This window comes from Streptomyces sp. NPDC023541, from assembly GCF_055559995.1.
Genome location: NZ_JBVHJO010000006.1, coordinates 363,324 through 384,797, shown reverse-complemented (window position 1 = coordinate 384,797; position 21,474 = coordinate 363,324). Strand labels below are relative to the sequence as shown.

At 76.4% G+C, this 21,474-nt stretch carries 11 protein-coding genes; 10 read left to right on the top strand and 1 reads right to left on the bottom strand.

Annotated features, from left to right (window positions below; translation table 11 throughout):
- Positions 1–111 precede the first annotated feature (111 nt).
- From ACZ3X1_RS17965 to ACZ3X1_RS17920, 10 genes are read left to right on the top strand one after another with little or no spacing between them, the layout of a single operon-like run.
- The gene (locus tag ACZ3X1_RS17965) at positions 112–6,978 is read left to right on the top strand and encodes an SDR family NAD(P)-dependent oxidoreductase (RefSeq protein WP_467280227.1); all 6,867 of its coding nucleotides are present in this window, start codon (positions 112–114) and stop codon (positions 6,976–6,978) included.
- The gene (locus ACZ3X1_RS17960; protein ID WP_467280226.1) at positions 6,971–11,935 is read left to right on the top strand and encodes a type I polyketide synthase; all 4,965 of its coding nucleotides are present in this window, start codon (positions 6,971–6,973) and stop codon (positions 11,933–11,935) included. Before ACZ3X1_RS17965 ends, ACZ3X1_RS17960 begins: the two co-directional genes overlap by 8 nt.
- The gene (locus ACZ3X1_RS17955; RefSeq protein ID WP_356809707.1) at positions 11,925–12,245 is read left to right on the top strand and encodes an acyl carrier protein; all 321 of its coding nucleotides are present in this window, start codon (positions 11,925–11,927) and stop codon (positions 12,243–12,245) included. Before ACZ3X1_RS17960 ends, ACZ3X1_RS17955 begins: the two co-directional genes overlap by 11 nt.
- Positions 12,246–12,252: 7 nt before the next feature.
- The gene (locus ACZ3X1_RS17950; protein WP_467280225.1) at positions 12,253–13,104 is read left to right on the top strand and encodes an alpha/beta fold hydrolase; all 852 of its coding nucleotides are present in this window, start codon (positions 12,253–12,255) and stop codon (positions 13,102–13,104) included.
- A gap of 2 nt (positions 13,105–13,106) precedes the next feature.
- Entirely contained in the window at positions 13,107–14,270 is a 1,164-nt protein-coding gene (locus tag ACZ3X1_RS17945) for a glycosyltransferase (protein WP_467280322.1), read from the top strand.
- Positions 14,267–16,120, top strand: coding sequence for a class I SAM-dependent methyltransferase (locus ACZ3X1_RS17940; RefSeq protein WP_356809713.1), 1,854 nt, complete (start codon positions 14,267–14,269; stop codon positions 16,118–16,120). The genes ACZ3X1_RS17945 and ACZ3X1_RS17940 overlap by 4 nt, the downstream gene beginning before the upstream one ends.
- Positions 16,117–17,124 carry a galactokinase gene (locus ACZ3X1_RS17935; RefSeq protein WP_467280224.1) on the top strand — a complete coding sequence of 336 codons (1,008 nt, stop codon included), beginning with the start codon at positions 16,117–16,119 and terminating at the stop codon, positions 17,122–17,124. Before ACZ3X1_RS17940 ends, ACZ3X1_RS17935 begins: the two co-directional genes overlap by 4 nt.
- Positions 17,121–18,452: an alkaline phosphatase family protein gene (locus tag ACZ3X1_RS17930; RefSeq protein WP_467280223.1), complete on the top strand. Its 1,332-nt coding sequence runs from the start codon at positions 17,121–17,123 to the stop codon at positions 18,450–18,452. Before ACZ3X1_RS17935 ends, ACZ3X1_RS17930 begins: the two co-directional genes overlap by 4 nt.
- A gap of 19 nt (positions 18,453–18,471) precedes the next feature.
- Entirely contained in the window at positions 18,472–19,731 is a 1,260-nt protein-coding gene (locus ACZ3X1_RS17925; protein WP_467280222.1) for an MFS transporter, read from the top strand.
- Positions 19,728–20,645, top strand: coding sequence for an SDR family oxidoreductase (locus ACZ3X1_RS17920; protein ID WP_356809721.1), 918 nt, complete (start codon positions 19,728–19,730; stop codon positions 20,643–20,645). The genes ACZ3X1_RS17925 and ACZ3X1_RS17920 overlap by 4 nt, the downstream gene beginning before the upstream one ends.
- Here ACZ3X1_RS17920 and ACZ3X1_RS17915 read toward each other — a convergent pair.
- Positions 20,642–21,430 (bottom strand): TetR/AcrR family transcriptional regulator, encoded by a 789-nt coding sequence (locus ACZ3X1_RS17915; RefSeq protein WP_467280221.1) that lies wholly within the window; start codon positions 21,428–21,430, stop codon positions 20,642–20,644. The two genes, ACZ3X1_RS17920 and ACZ3X1_RS17915, sit on opposite strands and share 4 nt — an antisense overlap.
- Between the last annotated feature and the right edge of the window lie 44 nt (positions 21,431–21,474).

Genomic DNA, 21,474 nt, shown 5'->3' with positions numbered 1-21,474 from the left:
GCGTCTCCCGGCCGTGCCGCTCGCCCCGCCCGCCGCCCGCCGGCCCGCTCGTTCTCCCGTTCTTCCGTCCTGCCTCGCGTCATGTCACACAGCACTGGAAGAGGAGCGCTCGTGACCCCCCATCCCCCACAGCCACCCGCCGTCCGCGACCTGGTCGTCGCGGTCTGCCCCTTCGAGGAGCCCCGCCCGGGGATCGTGACCGCCGCCGAGCGGGCCGGGGCCCTCGGGCTGCTCGATCTCGGGCGGGAGGCGAGCGCGGCCCGCCGCGCGCTCGCCGAGACGGGCCGCCGCCTCGCCAGCGCCTCCTACGGCCCCGGCGCGGGCGCGGGCCGCTACGGAGTGCGGATCCCCGCCCACTGCCCCCTCGGCCCCGGGGACCTCCCCGCGGAGGTGGACACGGTGCTGCTCGCCGACCCCGCGCAGTTCACCGCCCGTCAGGTGGCCGACTGGGCCGCCGCCGCGGGCCGGCCCCGCATCTGGGCCGAGGTCACCGGCCCGGCGGAAGCCGCCGCCGCCGTGGCCGCGGGCGCGCACTCCCTCGTCGCCAAGGGGCACGAGGCCGGCGGCCGGGTCGGCGCGAGCACCACCTTCGTACTGCTCCAGCAGCTCCTCGGGGACCCCGCGATCACCCTGCCCGTACTGGCCCTCGGCGGGATCGGGCCGCACACGGCGGCCGCGGCCGTCGCGGGCGGGGCCGCCGGGGTGCTGCTCGACGTACAACTGGCCCTGACCGCCGAGGGCGAGGCCGACCTGCCGTACGACGTGGCGGCGGCACTGCGGGCGATGGACGGGTCGCAGACCCGGCTCCTCGACGGACACCGGGTGTTCGCACGACCCGACCTGACCCCGCCGGAGGGTCCGGCGCCCGCCCTGCTCGGCGCCCGGAACCTGCGCACGCAGCTCCTGCCCGTCGGGCAGGACGGGGCGTCCGCGGCCCGGCTGGCCGCCCGGCACCGGACCACCGGCGGCGTGCTGCAGGCCGTACGGGAGGCCGTCACCGGGCATCTGAGGGCCGCCGTGCGGGCCGAGCCCCTCCGGCAGCCTCTGCCCGTCGCACAGGGACCGATGACCCGGGTGAGCGACCAGGCGGCCTTCGCCGAGTCCGTCGCCACCGCCGGCGGGGTCCCCTACCTCGCGCTGGCCGTGATGGAGGGCCCGGACGTACGCCGCCTCCTCGCCGAGACCGCCGAGCGGCTCGGGGACCTCCCGTGGGGCGTGGGCCTGCTCGGCTTCGCCCCGCCCGAGCTGCGACGGGAGCAGCTCGCGGCGGTGGCCGAGGCCCGCCCCCCGTACGCGGTCATCGCCGGCGGCACCCCGGCGCAGGCCGCCCCGCTGGAGACGGCCGGGACCCGCACCCACCTGCACGTGCCCTCACCGGGCCTGCTGGAGCGGTATCTCGCGGAAGGGGCGCGGCGGTTCGTCTTCGAGGGCCTGGAGTGCGGCGGACACGTCGGACCGCGCGCCTCGTTCCCCCTGTGGGAGGAGCAGATCGATCTGCTGCTGCGCTCCTGCCCCGACCCGGCCTCCCTGGACGTGCTGTTCGCGGGCGGGATCCACGACGAGCGGTCCGCCGCGATGGCCGTGGCGGCCGCCGCTCCACTCGCCGCGCGGGGCGCCCGGGTCGGGGTGCTGATGGGCACCGCGTACCTGTTCACGCAGGAGGCCGTGGCGGCCGGCGCGGTGCTGCCCGGCTTCCAGCGGGCGGCGGTGGAGTGCACGGACACCGTGCTGCTGCACACCGCGCCGGGGCACGCCACCCGCTGCGCGTCCACCCCGTACGCCGCGACGTTCGAGGCGACCCGGCGGCGGCTCGCGGAGAGCGGCGTCGAACCGCGCGCGATGTGGGAGGAGCTGGAGCGGCTCAACCTGGGCCGGCTGCGGATAGCGAGCAAGGGCCTGCGGCGGCCCCCCGGCGGTGGCGCACCCGAGCCCGTCGCCGAGGAACTCCAGGCGGCGGACGGGCTGTTCATGCTCGGCCAGGCGGCGACCCTGCGCACGCGGACCACCACGGTCGCCGCGCTGCACGGCCAGGTCACCGAGGGAGCCACGGCGTGGCTGGAACGGCGCGCCGAGGAACTGACGGCGGCCGGACGCCCGCCCGAAGGCGCGGACCCGCTCGACGTCGCCATCGTGGGCATGGCCTGCGCCTACCCGGGTGCGCCGGACCTCGCCGCCTACTGGGCGATGGTCCTCGCCGGGACGGACGCGGTCACCGAGGTGCCGCCCGATCGCTGGGACCCGGCGCTCTACTACGACGCCGATCCGGCCCGGGCCGGGGAGCGCACGCCCTCCCGCTGGGGCGGCTTCCTGGGCCCGGTGCCCTTCGACGCGCTCGCGCACGGCATACCGCCCGCCTCCCTCTCCGCCATCGAACCGGTACAGCTGCTGGCCCTGGAGATCTCCGCACGGGCCCTCGGCGACGCCGGCTACGGCAAGGACCGCGCCTTCGACCGCTCCCGGACATCGGTCGTCTTCGGCGCGGAGGCCGGCACCGAACTGGCGGGCGCCTACGGGCTGCGCGCCCTGCACCCGGCCTACCTCGGGGACCTCCCCGCCGACCTGGACGAGCAGCTGCCGCGACTCACCGAGGACTCCTTCCCCGGGATCCTCGCCAACGTCATCGCCGGCCGGGTCGCCAACCGCCTCGACCTGGGCGGCGCGAACTGCACCGTCGACGCCGCCTGCGCCTCCTCCCTCGCCGCCCTCGACCTCGCCTGCCGCCAACTGCGCGACGGTGACAGCGACATGGTGCTGTGCGGCGGCGCCGACGTGCACAACGGCATCAACGACTACCTGATGTTCGCCTCCGTCCGCGCCCTGTCCCCCGGCGGCCGCTGCCGGCCCTTCGACGCCGCCGCCGACGGGATCGCCCTCGGCGAGGGCGTCGGCGCCGTCGTGCTGAAGCGGCTGGCTGACGCCGAGCGCGACGGCGACCGGGTGTACGCCGTGATCAAGGCGGTGGGAGCCGCCAGTGACGGCCGGTCCCTCGGCCTGACCGCCCCCCGCCCCGAGGGCCAGCGACGGGCCTTGGAACGGGCCTACGCGCGGGCGGGCATCGCCCCGGCCGACGTCGGTCTCGTCGAGGCGCACGGCACCGGCACGGTGGTGGGCGACAGCACCGAACTGGGCGTCCTGAGCGATCTGTTCACCGCGTCCGGGGCCACGGCCGGAGCCTGCGCGCTGGGTTCGGTGAAATCACAGCTCGGGCACACCAAATGCGCGGCCGGACTCGCCGGCCTGATCAAGGCCGCCAGGGCCGTGCACGCGGGCGTACGGCCGCCCACCCTCCACATCGACACCCCGAACCCTGCCTGGCGGCCGGAGACCAGCCCCTTCTCCTTCGACGACGAGGCCCGCCCCTGGGCCGTGCCGGCCCGGCGGCGCGTCGCCGGGGTGAGCGCCTTCGGCTTCGGCGGTACCAACTACCACGCGGTGCTGGCCGGTTACGGGGGCGCGGACGAGCCCCAACACGGCCTGGAGGAGTGGCCGGCCGAGCTGTTCTGCTTCCGCGGCACGGACCGGCGGTCGGCGGCCCGCGCGTTGGCACGGCTCGCGGCGCGCCTGGAGCAGAACGACACGGCCGGGCGCCCCTGGACCCTGCGGGACCTCGCCGCCGAGACCGCCGCGGACGGGACCGGCCCGGTGGCGGTGGCGGTCGTGGCCGCCGACCTGGACGAGCTGGCGGCCCGGCTGGAACGGGCCCGGTCCTTCACCCCTTGCGACGGGGTCCACGTACGGGCGGAGGGAACGGAGCCGGGCGGGGTGGCGTTCCTCTTCCCCGGACAGGGCAGCCAACGACCCGGCATGCTCGGCCGGCTGTTCACCGCCTTCCCCGCTCTGCGCGTCCTGCTGGACACGGCTCCCCCGAAGGTGGTGTCGGCGATGTTCCCGCCGGCCGCGTTCACCGCCGAAGGGCGGGCGGCGCAGCGGGCCGCGGTCACGGACACCCGGGTGGCCCAGCCGGCCCTCGGCCTGGCGGGGGCCGCGGCGCACCTGCTGCTCGGCCGGCTCGGCGTACGGCCGGACTGCGTGGCAGGGCATTCGTACGGGGAGCTCACCGCGCTGTGGGCGGCCGGGGCCTACGACATGCCGAGCCTGCTGCGGCTGAGCGAACGCCGCGCCGGGGCGATCCTGGCGGCGGCCGGCGCGGACCCGGGGGCGATGGCGGCGGTGTCGGCCGCACCGGAGGAGGTCCGGGACCTCGCCGCCCGCGCGGGATGCGTGGTCGCGAACCACAACGCACCCCGGCAGTGCGTCGTCTCGGGCCCCTCGTCGGCCGTCGCCGCGGCGGTGACCGCGCTGCGGCAGGCAGGCCTGTCGGCGGAGCCGCTCCCGGTGGCCTGCGCGTTCCACAGCGAGGTGGTGGCCGGGGCGGCGGCCGACCTGGCCGCCGAACTGAACGGGACGGCGGTGACCGCTCCGGGCATCCCGGTCTGGTCCAACACGACGGCCGAGCGGTATCCGGCGACGGCCGAAGGAGTACGAAGCCTTGCCGCGCGCCAGGTCGCGGAGCCGGTCAGGTTCGTGGAGCAGGTGGAGGCCATGTACGCGGCCGGCGTCAGGACCTTCGTGGAGGCGGGGCCCGGCCGGGTCCTGACCGGACTCGTCGGCCGGATCCTCCGCGAGCGCCCGCACACGGTGGTCCCCCTGGACGTGCCGGGCGAGCACGGCCTGGTCCGGCTGGTGACGGCGCTGGCCGAACTGGCGGCGGCGGGCGTACCGGTGGCGCCGGACGCGCTGTTCCGAGGGCGCACCTCCCGCCTCCCCGACCGGGCCCCACGCCGCCCGGGCTGGCTGGTCGACGGCCACCTGGTCCGCACGTCGAACGGCACCCCGGTCCCCGGCGGCCTCCGCCCGGCCCGACGAGTCCAGGCCCACCCGGCCACGGAGAAGGAGACGGCGATGGCCGACGAAGGGAAGGGCCGCGAAGAGGCGGTACTGGAGTATTTGCGGGGCGCCCGCGCCCTTGTGGAAGCACAACGCGACGTCCTGCTGGCCTATGTGGGCTCCTCGCGGCTGCCCGACGGCCAAGGCGGTTCCGGTGGGGCCGGGAGGGTGTCGGGGCGATCCCCGCAGGGCGCCGAACGCACCGCCGACGCACTGTCCGGCCACGGGCACCGTTCGGCGCCCGTGGAGACGCCCCCGCGCGCGCCCGTCCCCGCCGCAACCGCCCCCGCCGAAGCCCCCGGACCCACCGAGGCCCCCGCTCCCGCCCCCCGCTCCGCCGAGGACGTCATGGACGCGGTCCTGGAGATCGTCCACGTCCGGACCGGATACCCCCTGGACATGCTCGACCCCGAGCTGGACCTGGAGGCCGACCTCTCCATCGACTCCATCAAGCGCGTGGAGATCATCGGAGCCCTCGCCGACCGGATCGGCCTCCCCCAGGACCCCGGCGGCTCCGCCGAGTCCGCGGTCGAGGAGCTGTCCCGGATCAAAACCCTGCGCGGAATTGTGGACTGGGTCCTCGCCCACGCCCCCGGCGCCCCGACCGCCGAGCCGCAGCCCACCGCACCCGCGCCGGCCCCGCCCCCCGGCACCCCACCGGTCACCCGACTGCGCGTGGACCTGTGCCCCGTCCCGCCTGCCGACGGCGACCCGGCGTCCCTGGACGGTCTGCGGATCGGGATCGTCGAGGACGACCAGGGCCTCGCGTCCGCCCTCGCCGACGCCCTGGAGGCCCTGGGCGCCGAGCCGCGGATCGTGCAGGAGGCCGGGGACGGTGCCGGGCTGGACGGGATCGTGGAGCTGTCCTCGCTGCGGGCGGGGACCGAACCGGTTCTGCCCGCAGTCTTCCGGAGCCTGCGCGACGCCCTGACCGGCGGGATCCCGCGGCTCCTGCTCGTCGCGGCCTCCGGCGGCCCCGGTGGAGCTGGCCTGCACGGTTTCGCCCGCAGCGCCGCCCTCGAATTCCCCGCCGCGCTGGTGCGCTCGGTGGACGTCCACCCCAAGGAGGACCCGGAGCGCGTCGCCGCACAACTCGTCCGCGAGCTCGCCACGGCCGACACGGACGGCCCTGCCTCCGTCGGCTACACCCTCGACGGTGCCCGCGCCGCCCGCCGCCCGGTGCCCGCTCCCCTGCCCGCCGCCGAAGGGCCCGGCTCCCCGCCGGCCTTCCTGGACCCGGGCTCGGTGGTCCTCCTCACGGGCGGGGCCCGCGGGATCACCGCCCGCACCGCGCTCGCCCTGGCCCGCGCCACCGGCTGCCACATCGAAGTCGTCGGGCGTACGCCCCGGCCTCCCACCGCCGAGGACGGGTTCGGACAGGCACAGGACCGCGTCGCGCTGCGCGCCGCCCTGATCGCCTCCGGCCTGCGCAAGCCCGCGGAGATCGAGGCCGCGGCCTCGCGGATCCTCGCCGAGCGCGAGGTACGGGCCACCCTCACCGCCCTCGCCGCGGTGGCGGCCTCCGTCCGCTACCACTGCGCGGACGTCACCGACGAGCGCGCCGTACGGGCGGTCGTGGCCGACGTACGGGAGCGCCACGGGCGGCTGGACGGCATCGTGCACGGCGCCGGGGTCCTGCGCGACGGGCTGCTGCGCGACAAGCGGCCTGCTGACTTCGCCGAGGTGTTCACCACGAAGGTGGCCGGCGCCCGGCACCTGGCCGCCGCGGCCGCCGAGCACGGGTCGTGGCCCGCACCACGCTTCCTCGCTCTGTTCGGGAGTGTCGCGGGGGTGTACGGGAACCGCGGGCAGAGCGACTACGCCGCGGCCAACGACGCCCTCGACGGGCTCGCGCACACCTGGGCGGAGTCCTTCCCCGGGCGGGTGCTGTCCGTCGACTGGGGGCCCTGGTCGGCCGAGTCGGGCGGCATGGTCACCCCGGAGCTGGAGCGCGCCTACGCCCACCGCGGTGTACCGCTCCTCGCGCCGGACGCGGGCACTTCCGCCTTCCTCGACGAACTGGCCCGCGGGAACGACGTCCAAGTCGTCCTGATGGCACCGGCGGCGGCCGAGGTCCGCGGCGGTGAGTGAGCGACGGCAGAACACCGGCCCCCGCCCGACCGACGCCGCGATCGTCGGCATGGGCGCCGTGTTCCCCGGAGCCGCCGATCTGGCCGCCTACCGCCGCAATCTCCTCGCGGGTACGGATTCCATCGGCGAGGTCCCGCCCGAACGCTGGGACCCGGCCGTCTACTTCGATCCGGAGGCGGCCACCGGGCCTGCGGCGGGTGACCGCTTCTACTGCCGGCGCGGCGGCTTCGTCGACGGCCTCGCCGCTTTCGACCCGACCCGCTTCGGAATCATGCCGGCCGCCGTGGACGGCGCCGAGCCGGACCAGATGCTGGCCCTGCACGCGACGGCCGAGGCGATCGCCGACGCCGGCGGCGAGGACCGGCTGCCGGCCGACCGCTCGCGCGTCGGGGTGGTGCTGGGCCGGGGCGGGTTCATGGGGGTGGCCACCGCCCGTCTCGACCAACGGGTGCGTACGGCCCACCAGTTGGCGCAGACCCTGCGTGAGCTGGCGCCGGAGCTGGGCGAGCGGCGGATCGCGGCCGTGCGGTCGGCGTTCCAGGACGCGCTCGGTCCCGAACGGCCCGACGCGTCGATCGGACTGGTCCCCAGCTTCACCGCGGCCCGGACCGCGAACCGGCTGGACCTGCGCGGGCCCGCCTACACCCTCGACGCGGCCTGCGCCTCCTCCCTGCTGGCGGTGGACCAGGCCGTGGGACTGCTGGCGGCCGGGCGCTGCGACGCGGTGGTCGCAGGGGCGGTGCACCACTGCCACATCGCGACGCTGTGGAGCGTCTTCACCCAGCTGCGGGCGCTCAGCCCGAGCGAACGCATCCGGCCCTTCGACCGCAGGGCCGACGGGACCCTCCTGTCCGAGGGCACCGGGGTGGTCCTCCTCAAGCGGCTGGCGGACGCCGAGCGGGACGGCGACCGCGTGTACGCGGTGGTCCGCGGGACGGGCGTGGCCGGGGACGGCCGCGCGGCGAGCCTGATGAGCCCGCTGGTGGCGGGCCAGGTACGGGCGCTGGAGCGGGCCTGGCGGGAAGCCGGCCTGGATCCGCGGGAGGGGGGCGCGCTGGGGCTGCTGGAGGCGCACGGCACGGGCACGCCGGTCGGTGACACCGCGGAACTGGACACCTTGGCGCAGGTGTTCGGCCCGCCCGGGCCGGACGGGCCGGGGATCGGCTTCGGTTCGGTGAAGTCGATGCTCGGGCACACGATGCAGGCCTCCGGCATGGCCGGGCTGATCAAGGCCGCGCTCGCGGTGCACGAGGGGGTGCTGCCGCCGACGCTGCACCTGGAGGAGCCGCACCCGGACCTGGCCCGGACCCGGATGCGGCCGGTGACCGCGGCGCAGCCGTGGGAGCGCGGTCCGGCCCCCCGCCGGGCCGGGGTCAACGCCTTCGGCTTCGGCGGGATCAACGCGCACGTGGTGCTGGAGGAGGCCCCCGCCGCCGCACGATCCCGGCTGCCGGTCCGGCGGTTCCTGCCGCTGGGCGGCGCGGCCGCGCCGGTGGGCCCGGCCGCGCCCGGTGACGTACTCCTGATCGGGGCGGACACCCCGGCGGAGCTGGCGGCGCGGCTGGCGGCGGCCTCCCCGGGGTCGGGCGGCGAGGGGCCCTGCCGGGTCGCGGTGGCCGGGCCGACGCCGCAGCGGCTCGCGCTGGCGGCGAAGGTGGTGGCGCGCGGCCGTGCGTGGCGGGGGCGCGGCGACGTGTGGTTCGCGCCGGAACCGCTGGGCGGCCGGGTGGCGTTCCTGTTTCCCGGTCTGGAGCCGGAGTTCGCGCCGGTGGTCGACGACGTCGCGGAGCGGTTCGCGCTGGCGCCGCCCCGGCTCACCCGGGGTGCGTCGCTCGTGGAACGGGCCCTGGACGCGATCGCGACCGGCCGGTTCTTCGCCCGGGTCCTGCCGCTCCTCGGCCTCGAGGCCGACGTACTGGCGGGCCACAGCCTGGGCGAGTGGGCGGCGATGGTGGCCGCCGGCATGTATCCGCAGGAGGCCGCCGACACCTTCCTGGACTCGCTGCGGCCGGGTGATCTGCGCGTCCCGGACCTCGTGTACGCGGCGCTGGGCTGCGGTGCGCCACGGGCGCAGGCCGCGCTGCACGGCATGGACCGGGTGGTGGTCAGCCATGACAACTGCCCGCACCAGTCGGTGGTCTGCGGCGATCCGGACCAGGTGGCGGCCGTCGTCGCCCGTCTGCGCGCCGCCGGGGTCCTCGGCCAGGAGCTGCCGTTCCGTTCGGGCTTCCACACCCCGATGTGGGAGCCGTACCTCGGCCAGGTCCGTGCGGCCTTCGGCCGGCTGCCGCTCGGGCCCGCGGCCCTCCCGGTGTGGTCGGCGACGACGTGCGCGCCGTTCCCGTCGGCGCCGCAGGACGTGCGGGACCTGGTGCTGCGGCACCTGCTGGAGCCGGTCCGCTTCCGCGAACTCACCGTCGCCCTGTACGAGGAGCAGGACGTGCGGACCTTCGTCACCCTGGGGCCGGGGAGCCTGCACGGCTTCGTCGAGGACACCCTCCGCGACCGCCCCCACCTGTCGGTGTCCACCTCCTCACCCCGGCTGGGCGGTCTCGCGGCCCTCGACCGCACCCGGGCCGCCCTCTGGACGGAAGGCCACGCGGTGTTCCCTGCGGGAGGCTCGACGGGGCCCAAGGCGGGGGCCGGGCCCGGCGACGGCCCCGGGGCTCGGGGCTCAGCAGGCGCTGGAGGAGGCCCGGCCCCGGTCGGGGCCGGGCCCGGCTCCACGAAGGCCGGCGCACCCGTGCCACAGGGGGCCGCGTGCCGCGCGGACCTCCGGCCGGAGACGGCCCGGGCCGGCGACGAGCAGAGCCGGCTGGGCGCCGCCGCACCGGACCGCCCCGCGGGCGCCGGTGCGGGCCGCGCCGTCCCCCTGGACCTGGGGTCGCCGTTGGTCCGGCTCGGGGAGGCGGCCCGGGCCTCCCTGGCCGGCATGCTCGCACCGGCACCGGCACCGGCACCGGCACCGGCACCGGCACCGGCGGCGCCGCCGGTGGACCGGCCGGTGCTGCTGTCCGCGCTGGACGCCGTACTCGCCGACACCGACGCGGCCGCCCGCGCCGTCACCGAGGCATGGGCGGCATCGGGAACCGCGCCAGGACCGAGCCGGAGGCCCGGGGCCGCGCCGGACCGGAGTGCTGTGCCCGAGCCGACCGCCGGACCGGGCCGGACGCGGCCGCCAGGAGCGGGGACTGGCACGGGGCCGGGCCCGGGAGGCGAACCGGAGGCCGGCACGGGTCCGGGCGTGGGAGCGGAGCCTGAGGCCGGTACCGGAACGGGACCGGGTCGTGGGGTCCGGGCCGGCCACGGGGGCGGGCCGGCGCCGGCCGCCGGCGGGTCGCAGACGCTGCGGCTCTCCCTCGCCGCGCTGCCCTACGTGCGCGACCACTGCGTGTACCTGCAGCCGGACGACTGGGCCGAGGACTCCGACCGGTTCCCCGTCGTGCCCATGACCACCATGTTGGAGCTGGCCGCCGACGCCGCCCGGCGGTACGCCCCGGCCGGCCTCGCCGTCGTCGGCTACGAGGACGTACGGGCCCTGCGGTGGCTCGCCGTCGAGCCGGCCGTGGACGTCCGGATCTCCGTCCGCCCGGACGGGCCCGGCCGGATGCGCGCCACGCTCGGCGAATACGCCTCGGTGGTCGTGCTGTTCGGCGACGGGTACGGGGCGCCGCCCTCCCCCGACGGCAGGCCGCTGCGCGACGCCGGGCCGGCCCCGGTGAGCGCCGCGGCCCTCTACCGGGACCGGTGGATGTTCCACGGGCCGCGTTTCGCCGGGGTCCACGAGGTCCGGACCGTCGGCGCGGACGGCATCCACGGCGTGCTGCGGGCACTGCCCGACCCGGGCGCGCTCCTCGACGCGGCCGGGCAGCTCTTCGGGCACTGGATGCAGCTGCGGCTGCCGGTGGACCGGCTGGTGTTCCCGGCCACCGTGGACCGGATCCGGTTCCACGGCCCGCCTCCGGCCCCGCCGGAGCTGATCTCCGCGACCGCCCGGATCCGTGCCGTGCAGGACGTCACCGTACGCGGGGACGTCGAACTGTGCCGGCCCGGCGGCGGGGTGTGGGCCCGGATCGAGGGGTGGACGTACCGCCGCTTCGGCGCCGACGAGCGGGTGTGGCCGATGAAGTTCACCCCCGAGGTCTGCGGCATCGGCGAACCGCGGCCCGAGGGCTGGTGCCTGGCCCGGCGCCGCTGGAGCGACCCCGCCTCGCAGGAGCTGGTGATGCGCCGCTACCTCGGCGCCGCCGAGCGGGAGGCCTACGAGCGGCTCGCGCCGCGGGCCCGGGCGCCCTGGCTGCTGGGCCGGATCGCGGCCAAGGACGCGCTGCGCGGGCTGCTGTGGGACGGTGGGGCCGGGCCGGTGTTCCCGGCCGAGGTGCCGGTCGGCAACGACCCCGCCGGCCGGCCGGTGGCCGAGGGGCCGCTGACCCGCGGCTTCCGGCTGTCGATCTCCCACAAGGACCGGATCGCGGTCGCCCTCGCCCACCCCGGCCGCCCGGTCGGCATCGACGTCGAGTCGGTGACCGCCGACCCGGACGCGCTGGTCCGGATCGCCCTCGGACCGGACGAACTCCGTCTCGCCGAAGGGCTCGCCGAAAGGCTCCTCGAACGGCTCGCCGGACAGCCCGCCGACCACGGGGACACCGGTCTGCGGGCCGCGCTGACCGCGCTGTGGTGCGCCAAGGAGGCCGCCGCGAAGGCGGCCGGCACCGGGCTGGGCGGCCGGCCCCGGGACTGGCGGGTGGCAGGCGATCCGGATGCCGGCGGGCTGGTCGTGACGTCCCCCGCCGGCACCCCGTACCCGGTCCGCACCACCCTGCTCCCCGGCACGCCGCCCCCCGGCACGACCGGTGCCGGCACAGCGCCCGACCACGTCGTCGCCTGGACCCCGCACCCCGCGGCGGCGACGCCCGCCACCCCCTTCCACCTCACGGAGACCCGTCATGGCACCTGACATCCTCGCCGAGATCACCGGCATGCTCGTGGAGATCGTCGGCGACGAGTACCTGCTCGCGGAGGAGGTCACGATGAAGACCACGTTCAACGAGGACCTCGCCCTGGAGAGCGTGGAGTTCGTCGCCCTCGCCGAGCTGCTCCACCATCGCTACGGCGCCGACGTGGACCTGATGGGCTTCCTCGCGGAGAAGGACATGGACGCCATCCTGGCCATGTCCGTCGGCGAACTCGTCTCCCACATCGCCCGGATCACCCGGACGTCCCTGGCCCGGGTCTCGGCGGGCGGCCCGTCCGCGTCGGCCGGCTGAGCCCGCCATGGCCGTCGTCCTCGCGAACTCCCTCCGCTTCCACGTCCAGCGGCTCCCGGCCGCCGCCGGCGCCGACGCGCCCGACCGTCCCGTCGTGGTGTTCCTGCACGGTCTGGTCGTGGACAACCTCTCCTCCTTCTACTGTCCGCTGGCCGTACCGGTGGCCAGGTCCGGTCACGAGGTGGTCCTCTACGACCTGCGCGGCCACGGCAGGACCGAACGCCCGGCCACCGGCTACGACAGCCGCACCGCCGTACGCGACCTGTTCGCGCTGCTCGCCGCCCTCGGCCTGGGGCACCGCCGCGTGCACCTGGTCGGCAACAGCTACGGCGGGACCCTCGCCCTGCACGCCGCGCTGGCCCGGCCCGGCCTCGTCAGCGGGCTCACCCTCCTCGAACCCCCGCTCGGCGGAGGCTGGGTGGAGAACATGGTGGACACACTGTCGGCCGCCGCCCTCGGCCTGGAGGACAGCCCGGTACCCGCCGAGCTGCGCACGCTGCGCCTGCGCAAGGCCGCCAACCTGACGGCGATCGCCGACGCCCTCCTCAACCGCACGTCGCTCATTGACGACGTCGCCGCGAGCCGCCCCTTCACGCCGGCCGACTACGCCCGGCTGGACTGCCCGGCCCTGATCGTGTGCGGGGAGCACTCCGAGCTGGTGCCCGGGGCGCGCGAGCCGGCCCGCCACGCAGCCCGGTGCGAGCTGCGGATCCTGCCGGACCTGGGGCACGACGTCCTCAAGGAGAGCAGCGGGGTCCTGCGGGATGCCGTGCTCGCCCATGTCGCCGCGACAGTGGCAGCGCCGCCCACGCCGACGGCGACGGCGGTCCGGCCGCAGGTGGGAGCTCTGGTCCCGTGAGGGTGCTGTTCACGGTGCCGCCGCTCGCGGGGCACGTCAATCCGACCGTGGCCGTGGGAGCCGAACTCACCGCCAGGGGCCATGAGACCGCCTGGACCGGGCCGGCCGCGGCGCTCGCCCGGCTGCTGCCCGCGCAGGCCCGGATCCTGCCCGCCGGCGAGGAGGCGGGCGGCGTGTACACGGAGCTCCATGAGCGCTGGCGCGACCTGCGCGGGGTGGGCGCGTTGCGGTTCCTGTGGGAGGAGGCGCTGGTGCCGCTGGCCCGGGCGATGGTGCCGGGCGTGGAGCGGGCCGTGCGCACCTTCGGACCGGACGTGGTGGTCGCGGACCAGCAGGCGCTGGCCGGGCCGCTGGCCGCCCGCCGGCTCGGCGTCCCCTGGGTGACGTCCGCCAGCACCTCGGCCGAACTGACCCGTCCCTTCGCCGACTTCCCGAAGGTCGGGGAGTGGGTGGCCGGGCAGATCTCCGGCCTGCTCGCGGAGTACGGCGCGGGCGGGGAGCGGCGGGGATGGGACCCGCGGTTCTCCGAGCGCCTGGTACTGGTCTTCTCCACCCCCGAACTGGTGGGAACGACCGGGCAGTTCCCCCCGCACCACGCGTACGTCGGTCCGGCGTTCGGGGCACGCCCGGCCCCGCCCGGTTTCCCCTGGCAGCGCCTGGACCCGGGGCGGCGGCGGGTGCTGGTCTCCCTCGGCACCCTCAACCAGCAGGCCGGGTCCCGGTTCTACGACGCGGTACTGGGAGCCGCCGAACGCCTGGCCGACGAGGTGCAGTTGGTGCTGGCGGCGCCCGCCGCCATGGTCGGGGAGGTGCCGGAGCACGTGCTGCTGCAGGAGAGCGTCCCGCAGCTGGAGCTGCTGCCGCACCTGGACGCGGTGGTCTGCCACGCCGGGCACAACACCGTCTGCGAGGCCCTCGCGCACGGGCTGCCCCTGGTCGTCGCTCCCATCCGGGACGACCAGCCGATCGTGGCCCGTCAGGTCGTCGAGGCCGGGGCGGGGATCCGGGTGCGGTTCGGCAGGACGCGGGCCGAGGAACTGCGCGACGCGCTCACCTCCGTACTGGACGACCCCGGCCCCCGCCGGGCCGCCCGGCGGATTCAGGCCTCATTCGCCGCGGCGGGCGGGGCCGCCGCCGCGGCCGACCGGTTGGAGAAGCTGACATGACGCACCCTCCGCTCTCCGGGGTCCGCTGGACCTCCGCGGTGTTACTGGCCGCCCTCGGCGCGGGCACCGTACGGGCCGCGCTCCGGCTGCGGGCCCTGCCCGTGCTGCCGGTGGTCCCGCCCACGTCGGCCGGAGTGCCGCGGCCCGCCGGGTGGCGGCTGCTGACCGCCGGCGGGGTCGAGCCCGATCCGGCGACCTTCCTGGCCGCCTGCGCGTACGCGGAGGGGGAAGGGCTGCGGGTGCTGGACCTACTGCCCGCGGACCTGGCCGCCGAACGGGCGCTGGGGCTGCTCCGTCTGGTCGACCCCGCGCGCTACCGGTGGGACCGGCTGGGCGAGGGGCGCGGGGCCGGGTTCGCCGTCCTCGTCACCGAGGAGGTGCTGGACCGGGCCGGGGTGGATCCGGGCGGTCCGCGCCCGGAGCCGGCGGAACTGCTGGCGCTGACGCGCCGTCTGAAGGAGTACGCCTCCGACGCGACAGGGCTGGCCGTCGCCCCTGGCCTGAGCTGTGGGGGCCCCGGTGACTCCGGCGGGCCGGCGCGCGCCGCGGAGCTGCGGGCCCAGGGGCTGCCGCCCGGCGCGCTGGCCGCCGCCCAGCTGGGCGGGCTGGCGCTGCTGGCGGGTGTCGCCGTACGCCAGGGCCGGTGGGGTGCGGCCGCGGCCGGGCTGTACTGGCTCCAGCCGTACCTGGTGCTGGGCGGGTCCGGCTCGCCGCTGCGGCCGGCCGATCTGGCCCGGGCCACCGCCGCGAGGCCGGTGCGCTCCCTCAGGGCGGGCCTGCGTACGGCCCGGGCGGCCGGGCGGGACGACGCACCCGACGGCGCGCGGGCGGCCGCCTACCGCAAGGACCTGGCCGGGGGCACCGACCGCTTCCTGGAGGCACGCCGTCCGGACTGCCCGTGGTGCGGCTCCGCCCGGCTCTCGGTCCGCGTCCGGGTGCCCGACCTGCTCCAGGGCAAGCCCGGCCGGTTCACCCTGGAGCAGTGCGGGGACTGCGGTCACGTCTTCCAGAACCCCCGGCTGACCCCGGAGGGGCTGGAGTTCTACTACCGCGACTTCTACGACGGAAGCGGCGGTGAGGGAGCCGGCACCGTCTTCGGCAGACTGGGCGCCGCCTACCGGGGGCGCGCCGAGATGCTCCTCCCCCACGCGGACCCGGTCTCCTGGCTGGACGTCGGCACCGGGCACGGACACTTCTGCAACGCGGCGCGGGCCGTGTGGCCGCGGACCCGCTTCGACGGGCTGGACATGGGCGACGGGGTCCGGGAGGCGGAGCGGCGCGGCTGGGTGGAGACCGGATACCAGGGCCAGTTCCCGGAGTTCGCCCCGAAGCTGGCGGGCCAGTACGAGGTGGTCAGCATGTACCACTACCTGGAGCACACCCGGGATCCGCTGGCCGAACTGGACGCGGCGGCCGCCGTCCTCGCCCCGGGCGGGTTCCTGGCGATCGAGCTGCCCGACCCGGAGTCGCGGATGGCGCGGGTCCTCGGCCCGGCCTGGCTGCCCTGGTTCCAGCCGCAGCACCAGCACCTCGCCCCCGCCGCGAACCTGCGCGAGGCTCTGGCCGACCGCGGGTTCACCGTCGTCGCCGAGGAACACGGGCCGGCCCACCAGGGAAACGACTTCTTCGGCGCGGTGGCCCTCACGGCGACGCGCCTGGCCCCCGACCCGGACCGGCCGTGGGGCCCGCCGGCCACGCGCCGGACCCGGGCCCTGGCCCATGCCGTGCGGCTGGCGGCGCTGCCCTGCTTCGCGGCCGCGGCGGCGCTGGACACCCTCCGTACGGCGGCCGCCCGCCGTACGGACGGCGGCAACGCCTATCGGCTGCTGGCCCGCAAGGACGCCCCATGACCCCGGCGTCCGGCCCCACCGTCCCGGCGGGCGCAGCGGCCCCGGCGCCGGCCCCTGCCGCGGGCTCCGCCGCGCGTGGGCCGGCCGGCCGCGCCGGAGGCGATCTGGCTCGGCGGGCCACCGCCGATCCGCTGTTCCGCCTGGTCGCGTACGCCCTGGAGGCCGCGCACGGCTGGCCCCCCGCCGCGGTGTGGAGCGCACCGTACGCCTTCCGGCTCGGTTCCCCCGGGCTCGTGGCCGCGGCCGGCTGGCCGACCGCAGCAGCGGCGGCCCCCCGCGACGACGGCCTGGTACGGCTCAGTTCCCTCGGTCATCCGGCGGACGGCTGCGACCTGCCGCTGACCCTGTCCGGGCCGCTGCCCGACGCTCCCGCCTGGGCCGTCCGGCCGTACACCGTACTGCGCGCCCTGGCGCGCGCCGGGTACGGCCGCGGCGGGACGGACCTGCACGTGCAGGGCTCGCTCGCGGCGGCCGCCGGACTGGCGACGGCGGAACCGGCCGACTGCGCGGTGGCGCTGGCGGTGGCCGACGTCCACTCGGGGGCGCAGGAGCAGCCGGACCGGGCGCTCCTCGCCCGGCTGCTGGCCGAGGCGTTGCCGGAGGGGGACGACGGTCTGCGCCGGGCGGTGTTCTTCGCCCGGCCCGGCCGGGCCCTGCTGCTGGGCGTCCACCCACAGCCGAAGCCGCAACCGCGCCGGCGGCAGCGGTACGTCGCCTTCGACCCGGCGGCCTCGGGGGCACGGCTGGTGCTGATGGCCGTGCGCGGCGAGGCCGCGGACCGTCCCCGGGAGCTGGCGCGTGCGGTGTCCTGCGCCCGCCGGGCCGGGGCCCTGAGCGCCTGGCCGCCCGGGCAGCGGCCCGGGCGGAGCGTGCTGGTGCTGCTGCCCGAGGCACGGCTGGCGGCGGTGCGGTCCGCCGTCGCGGAGGACTTCCGCGGGCGGGGGCTGCCCGTACCGCGGTTCCTGAACATCGCCGTGGCCGGCGCGGCCCGGCGGGAGGGATGACCCGCCCGGTCCCCGGCCCGTACGACGCCGACGACAACGACAACGACAACGACAAGGAGAACCCCATGCCCACGCACCCACCCTCACCGGCGGCGCGCACGAGACGCCGCGCCCTGTGGTCCGCGGCCGTCGCCGGCATCGGCACGCTCGGCCTGCTCGGCGCCTTCACCGTGGCCAACTCCCAGGCCGCCGAGCACGGTTCGGCCGCTCCGGCGGCCGCAGCAGCGGCCCTGCCCTCCTACGACCACGTCGTGGTGGTCGTGTACGAGAACAAGCAGTACGGGGAGATCATCGGCAGCGCGAACGCCCCGTACATCAACCAGCTGGCGAACGGCGGCGCGAGCCTGACCGGCATGAAGGCGCTCACCCACCCCAGCCAGCCGAACTACTTCAACCTCTTCTCCGGCTCCACGCAGGGCATCACGGGGGACGGCTGCTACACCCCGCAGTCGATGACGGCGCCGAACCTCGGCCAGGAGCTGATCGCGGCCGGCAAGACCTTCGCGACGTACAACGAGGACCTGCCGGGCGAGGGTTCCACGGCGTGCACGAACGGCCAGTACGCGCAGAAGCACAACCCGTGGTTCGCCTTCAAGAACGTGCCGCTGAACACGGGCAAGACGTGGACGCAGTTCCCGCAGAACGACTTCGCGGCGCTGCCCGACCTGTCCTTCGTGGTCCCCAACCAGTGCAACGACATGCACTCGTGCTCCGTCGGCACCGGGGACACCTGGACCAGGAACAACCTCGACGCCTACGCGCAGTGGGCGAAGGCCAACAACAGCCTGCTGGTGCTCACCTGGGACGAGGACAACTACCTGGGGTCGAACCAGATCGCGACCGTCTTCCACGGCGCGAAGGTCAAGACGGGCAAGTACGCCACGGCCTTCAACCACCACCATCTGCTGCGGACCCTCGAGGACCTCTTCGGCACGGCGACGCACGCCGGCAACGCGGCGAACGTCCAGCCGATCAGCGAGGTGTTCGACACCTCGACCGAGCCCACCCCCACGCCCACATCCACTCCGACGCCGACGCCGACTCCCACGCCCACCCCGACCCCGGGCGGTCTGAAGCTGGCCGACCCGGGCCCCCGGACCTGCAAGTTCAACCAGTCCTGCACCGTCCAACTCAGCGCCACCGGCGGCAAGCCACCGGTCCGGTATGCGGCCACCGGGCTGCCCTGGGGCCTGACCCTCGACACGACCAGCGGCCGGATCAGCGGCAGGCCGTGGTCCGTCGGCACGGTGCAGGTCACCGCGACGGCGACCGACTCCGCGGGCACGACCGTCACGGCCGCCTTCCCGCTCACCGTCAACTGGTTCTGACCCGGCCCCGGAGGCATCCGTGTACCTGTCGACCAGCCGGGCCGCGGACGTCTGCGCGGACACCCCGGCCCCCAAGGGCCCCTTGCGGGCCGTGCCCGGCACGGTGTTCGCGCTCGGACTGGTCAGTCTGCTCACGGACGTCTCCGCGGAAATGGTCACCGCCGTCCTGCCGCTGTACCTGATGGCGGGACTCGGCATGTCCCCGCTCGCCTTCGGCGCCCTGGACGGTCTCCACCAGGGCGCCACCGCGCTGCTGCGCCTCGTCGGCGGCCGGATCTCCGACCGGACCCGCCGCCACAAGCTCGTCGCCGGCACCGGGTACGCGCTCTCCGCGGCGTGCAAGGCGGCCCTGCTCGCCGTCACCGCCCCCTGGTCGGTGGCGGCGGTGCTCGCCGCCGACCGGACCGGCAAGGGGCTGCGCACCGCGCCCCGGGACGCGCTGATCTCGCTGTCGGCGCCGCCCGGGATGCAGGGCCGCGCCTTCGGGGTGCACCGGGCGCTCGACACGGCGGGTGCGCTGCTGGGGCCGCTGGCAGCCTTCGGGGTGCTGTGGGTCGCGGTGGACGGGTACGCGGCGGTGTTCACCGTGAGCTGCTGCGTCGCCGTCCTGGGCGTGGTGGTGCTCGCCCTGTTCGTACGGGAGGCCCCCGCGCCCTCGGTCGCGCGGCCGCCGGAGCCGCCGCCCGTGCGCTCCCTCCTGCGGATCGCCGGCCTGCGGCGGTTGTGCCTCACGGCCGCCGTACTCGGCCTGTTCACCGTCGGCGACGCCTTCCTCTACCTCCTGTTGCAGCGCCGCCTGGACCTGTCGGCCGTGTGGTTCCCGCTCCTGCCCGTCGGCACGGCGGCCGTGTTCCTGCTGGCCGCGGTGCCCGTGGGCCGGCTCGCCGACCGGGTCGGGCGCGGCCGGGTCTTCCTCGGCGGGCACGCAACTCTGCTCGGCGCCTGCCTGCTGCTCCTGGCGCCGCTGCCGGCCGGGGCACTGCTGGTCGCCGGAGTACTGGCGGCGCTCGGCCTGTTTTACGCGGCCACCGACGGGGTGCTGATGGCCGCGGCCGGGCCGCTGCTCCCGCCGGAACTGCGCACGACGGGGCTGGCGGTGCTCCAGACGGCGCAGGCGCTGGCCCGGTTCGCCGGGTCCCTGCTGTTCGGGGCGGCCTGGACGATGTGGGGACCGGGCGCGGCGCTGGGTGCGGCGGCGCTCGGGCTGCTGCTGTCGCTGGCGCTCGTCTCCGTGTCCGCGGCCTGCGGACGCGGCAGCCGTCGTAGGGTCGGCGCATGACTCTCGAAGGTCTCGAAGGCAGGGTGGCCCTCGTCGCGGGGGCGACGCGGGGTGCGGGCCGCGGCATCGCGGTCCAGTTGGGGGCGCAGGGCGCCACCGTGTACGTGTCGGGGCGCAGCACCAGGGGCCGGCGTTCGGAGTACGACCGGCCCGAGACGATCGAGGAGACCGCCGAACTGGTCACCGCGGCGGGCGGCCGGGGCATCGCGGTGGTCGCCGACCATCTGGTGCCGGCGCAGGTCGAGGCCCTGGTGGCGCGGATCGACGCGGAACAGGGCCGTCTCGACGTCCTGGTCAACGACATCTGGGGCGGGGAGCTGCTCTTCGAGTGGGACAGCACCGTCTGGGAGCACGACCTGGACAAGGGGCTGCGACTGCTGCGGCTGGCGGTGGAGACGCACGCCATCACCAGCCATTTCGCGGTGCCGTTGCTGCTGCGCGAGCCGGGCGGTCTGGTGGTGGAGATGACGGACGGCACCGCCGACTACAACGCCACCCGCTACCGGGTCTCCTTCTTCTACGACATCGCCAAGTCCGCTGTGCTGCGGATGGCGTTCGCGCTCGGGCACGAGCTGGGCCCGCGCGGGGCCACGGCGGTGGCGCTGACCCCGGGCTGGCTGCGCTCGGAGATGATGCTCGACGCCTACGGCGTGACGGAGGAGACCTGGCGGGAGGCGCTGGCCAAGACCCCGCACTTCGCGATCTCCGAGACCCCCGCGTACGTGGGCCGCGCGGTCGCGGCCCTCGCCGCGGACCCGGAGGTCTCCCGCTGGAACGGCCAGTCCCTCTCCAGCGGCCGGCTGGCACAGGTGTACGGCTTCACGGACCTGGACGGCAGCCGTCCGGACGCCTGGCGTTACCTGGTCGAGGTCCAGGACCCCGGCCACCCCGCGGACACCACCGGCTACCGCTAGACGGCCTCGGGCCGGTCCGCGGTCTGCGGCGTGGGGCGGGAGGCCAGGCGGTGGGCGAGGCCGTCCAGGACGCACTGCAGGCCGAAGGACCAGATCGTCTCGGGGTGGTAGCCGGCGACCGCGCTGCCGACGCGGCCGGCGAGCGGGTAGCGCTCGGGGTCGAGGGCGCGCTCCAGCAGCGGGGCGCTGACGGCCCACCAGTCCTCCTGGCTCTGGCGGCTGTTGTGGTCGGCGTCGTCGGCGGCGGCCAGGGCGTTGGCGTGGACGAAGCCGAGCAGGTGGGCCAGGGCGGCATCCATCTCGGTGTCGGTGAGCCCGATGCCCTCGAAGGCCGCCAGCTCGTACTCGTACTTCCCGATCACCCCCGGGCCCAGCGGCGGGCGGGTGACGGCCAGGTCGGCGATCCAGGGGTGGCGGAGCATCAGGTCCCGGTTGTCCTCGGCCACCCGGGCGACATGGACCTGCCAGGGCTCCCCCGGGTCGGCCGGCCGGCGTTCCATGTGCAGGTACGCGTCGTCGAGCATCAGGTCGAGCAGCTCCGCCTTGCCGGGGACGTACGTGTAGACGGTCATCGGCGTCACGCCGAGCCGCTGCGCCAGCGCCCGCATGGTCAGCGCGGCCAGTCCTTCCTCGTCGGCGAGTGCGGTCGCGGCCCGGACGACGGCGTCCACGCTGAGGCCCTGCCGCGGACCGCGGCGGGCGGGCTGCGCCGACTGCCCGGACTCGCGCCACAGCAGCTCCAGCGTGCGGACGGGATCTCCCGCGCCGCTGCGGTCCTTCGCCATGTCCCCGCCTCCGAGCCTTCGCCAACAATGAGCTACACCGTATA

Coding starts and splice junctions, on each gene's coding strand:
- ACZ3X1_RS17930 (WP_467280223.1), top strand. CDS start 17,121: ATGACCCGCCCGGTCCCCGGCCCGTACGACGCCGACGACAACGACAAC.
- ACZ3X1_RS17935 (WP_467280224.1), top strand. CDS start 16,117: ATGACCCCGGCGTCCGGCCCCACCGTCCCGGCGGGCGCAGCGGCCCCG.
- ACZ3X1_RS17915 (WP_467280221.1), bottom strand. CDS start 21,430: ATGGCGAAGGACCGCAGCGGCGCGGGAGATCCCGTCCGCACGCTGGAG.
- ACZ3X1_RS17950 (WP_467280225.1), top strand. CDS start 12,253: ATGGCCGTCGTCCTCGCGAACTCCCTCCGCTTCCACGTCCAGCGGCTC.
- ACZ3X1_RS17940 (WP_356809713.1), top strand. CDS start 14,267: ATGACGCACCCTCCGCTCTCCGGGGTCCGCTGGACCTCCGCGGTGTTA.
- ACZ3X1_RS17955 (WP_356809707.1), top strand. CDS start 11,925: ATGGCACCTGACATCCTCGCCGAGATCACCGGCATGCTCGTGGAGATC.
- ACZ3X1_RS17920 (WP_356809721.1), top strand. CDS start 19,728: ATGACTCTCGAAGGTCTCGAAGGCAGGGTGGCCCTCGTCGCGGGGGCG.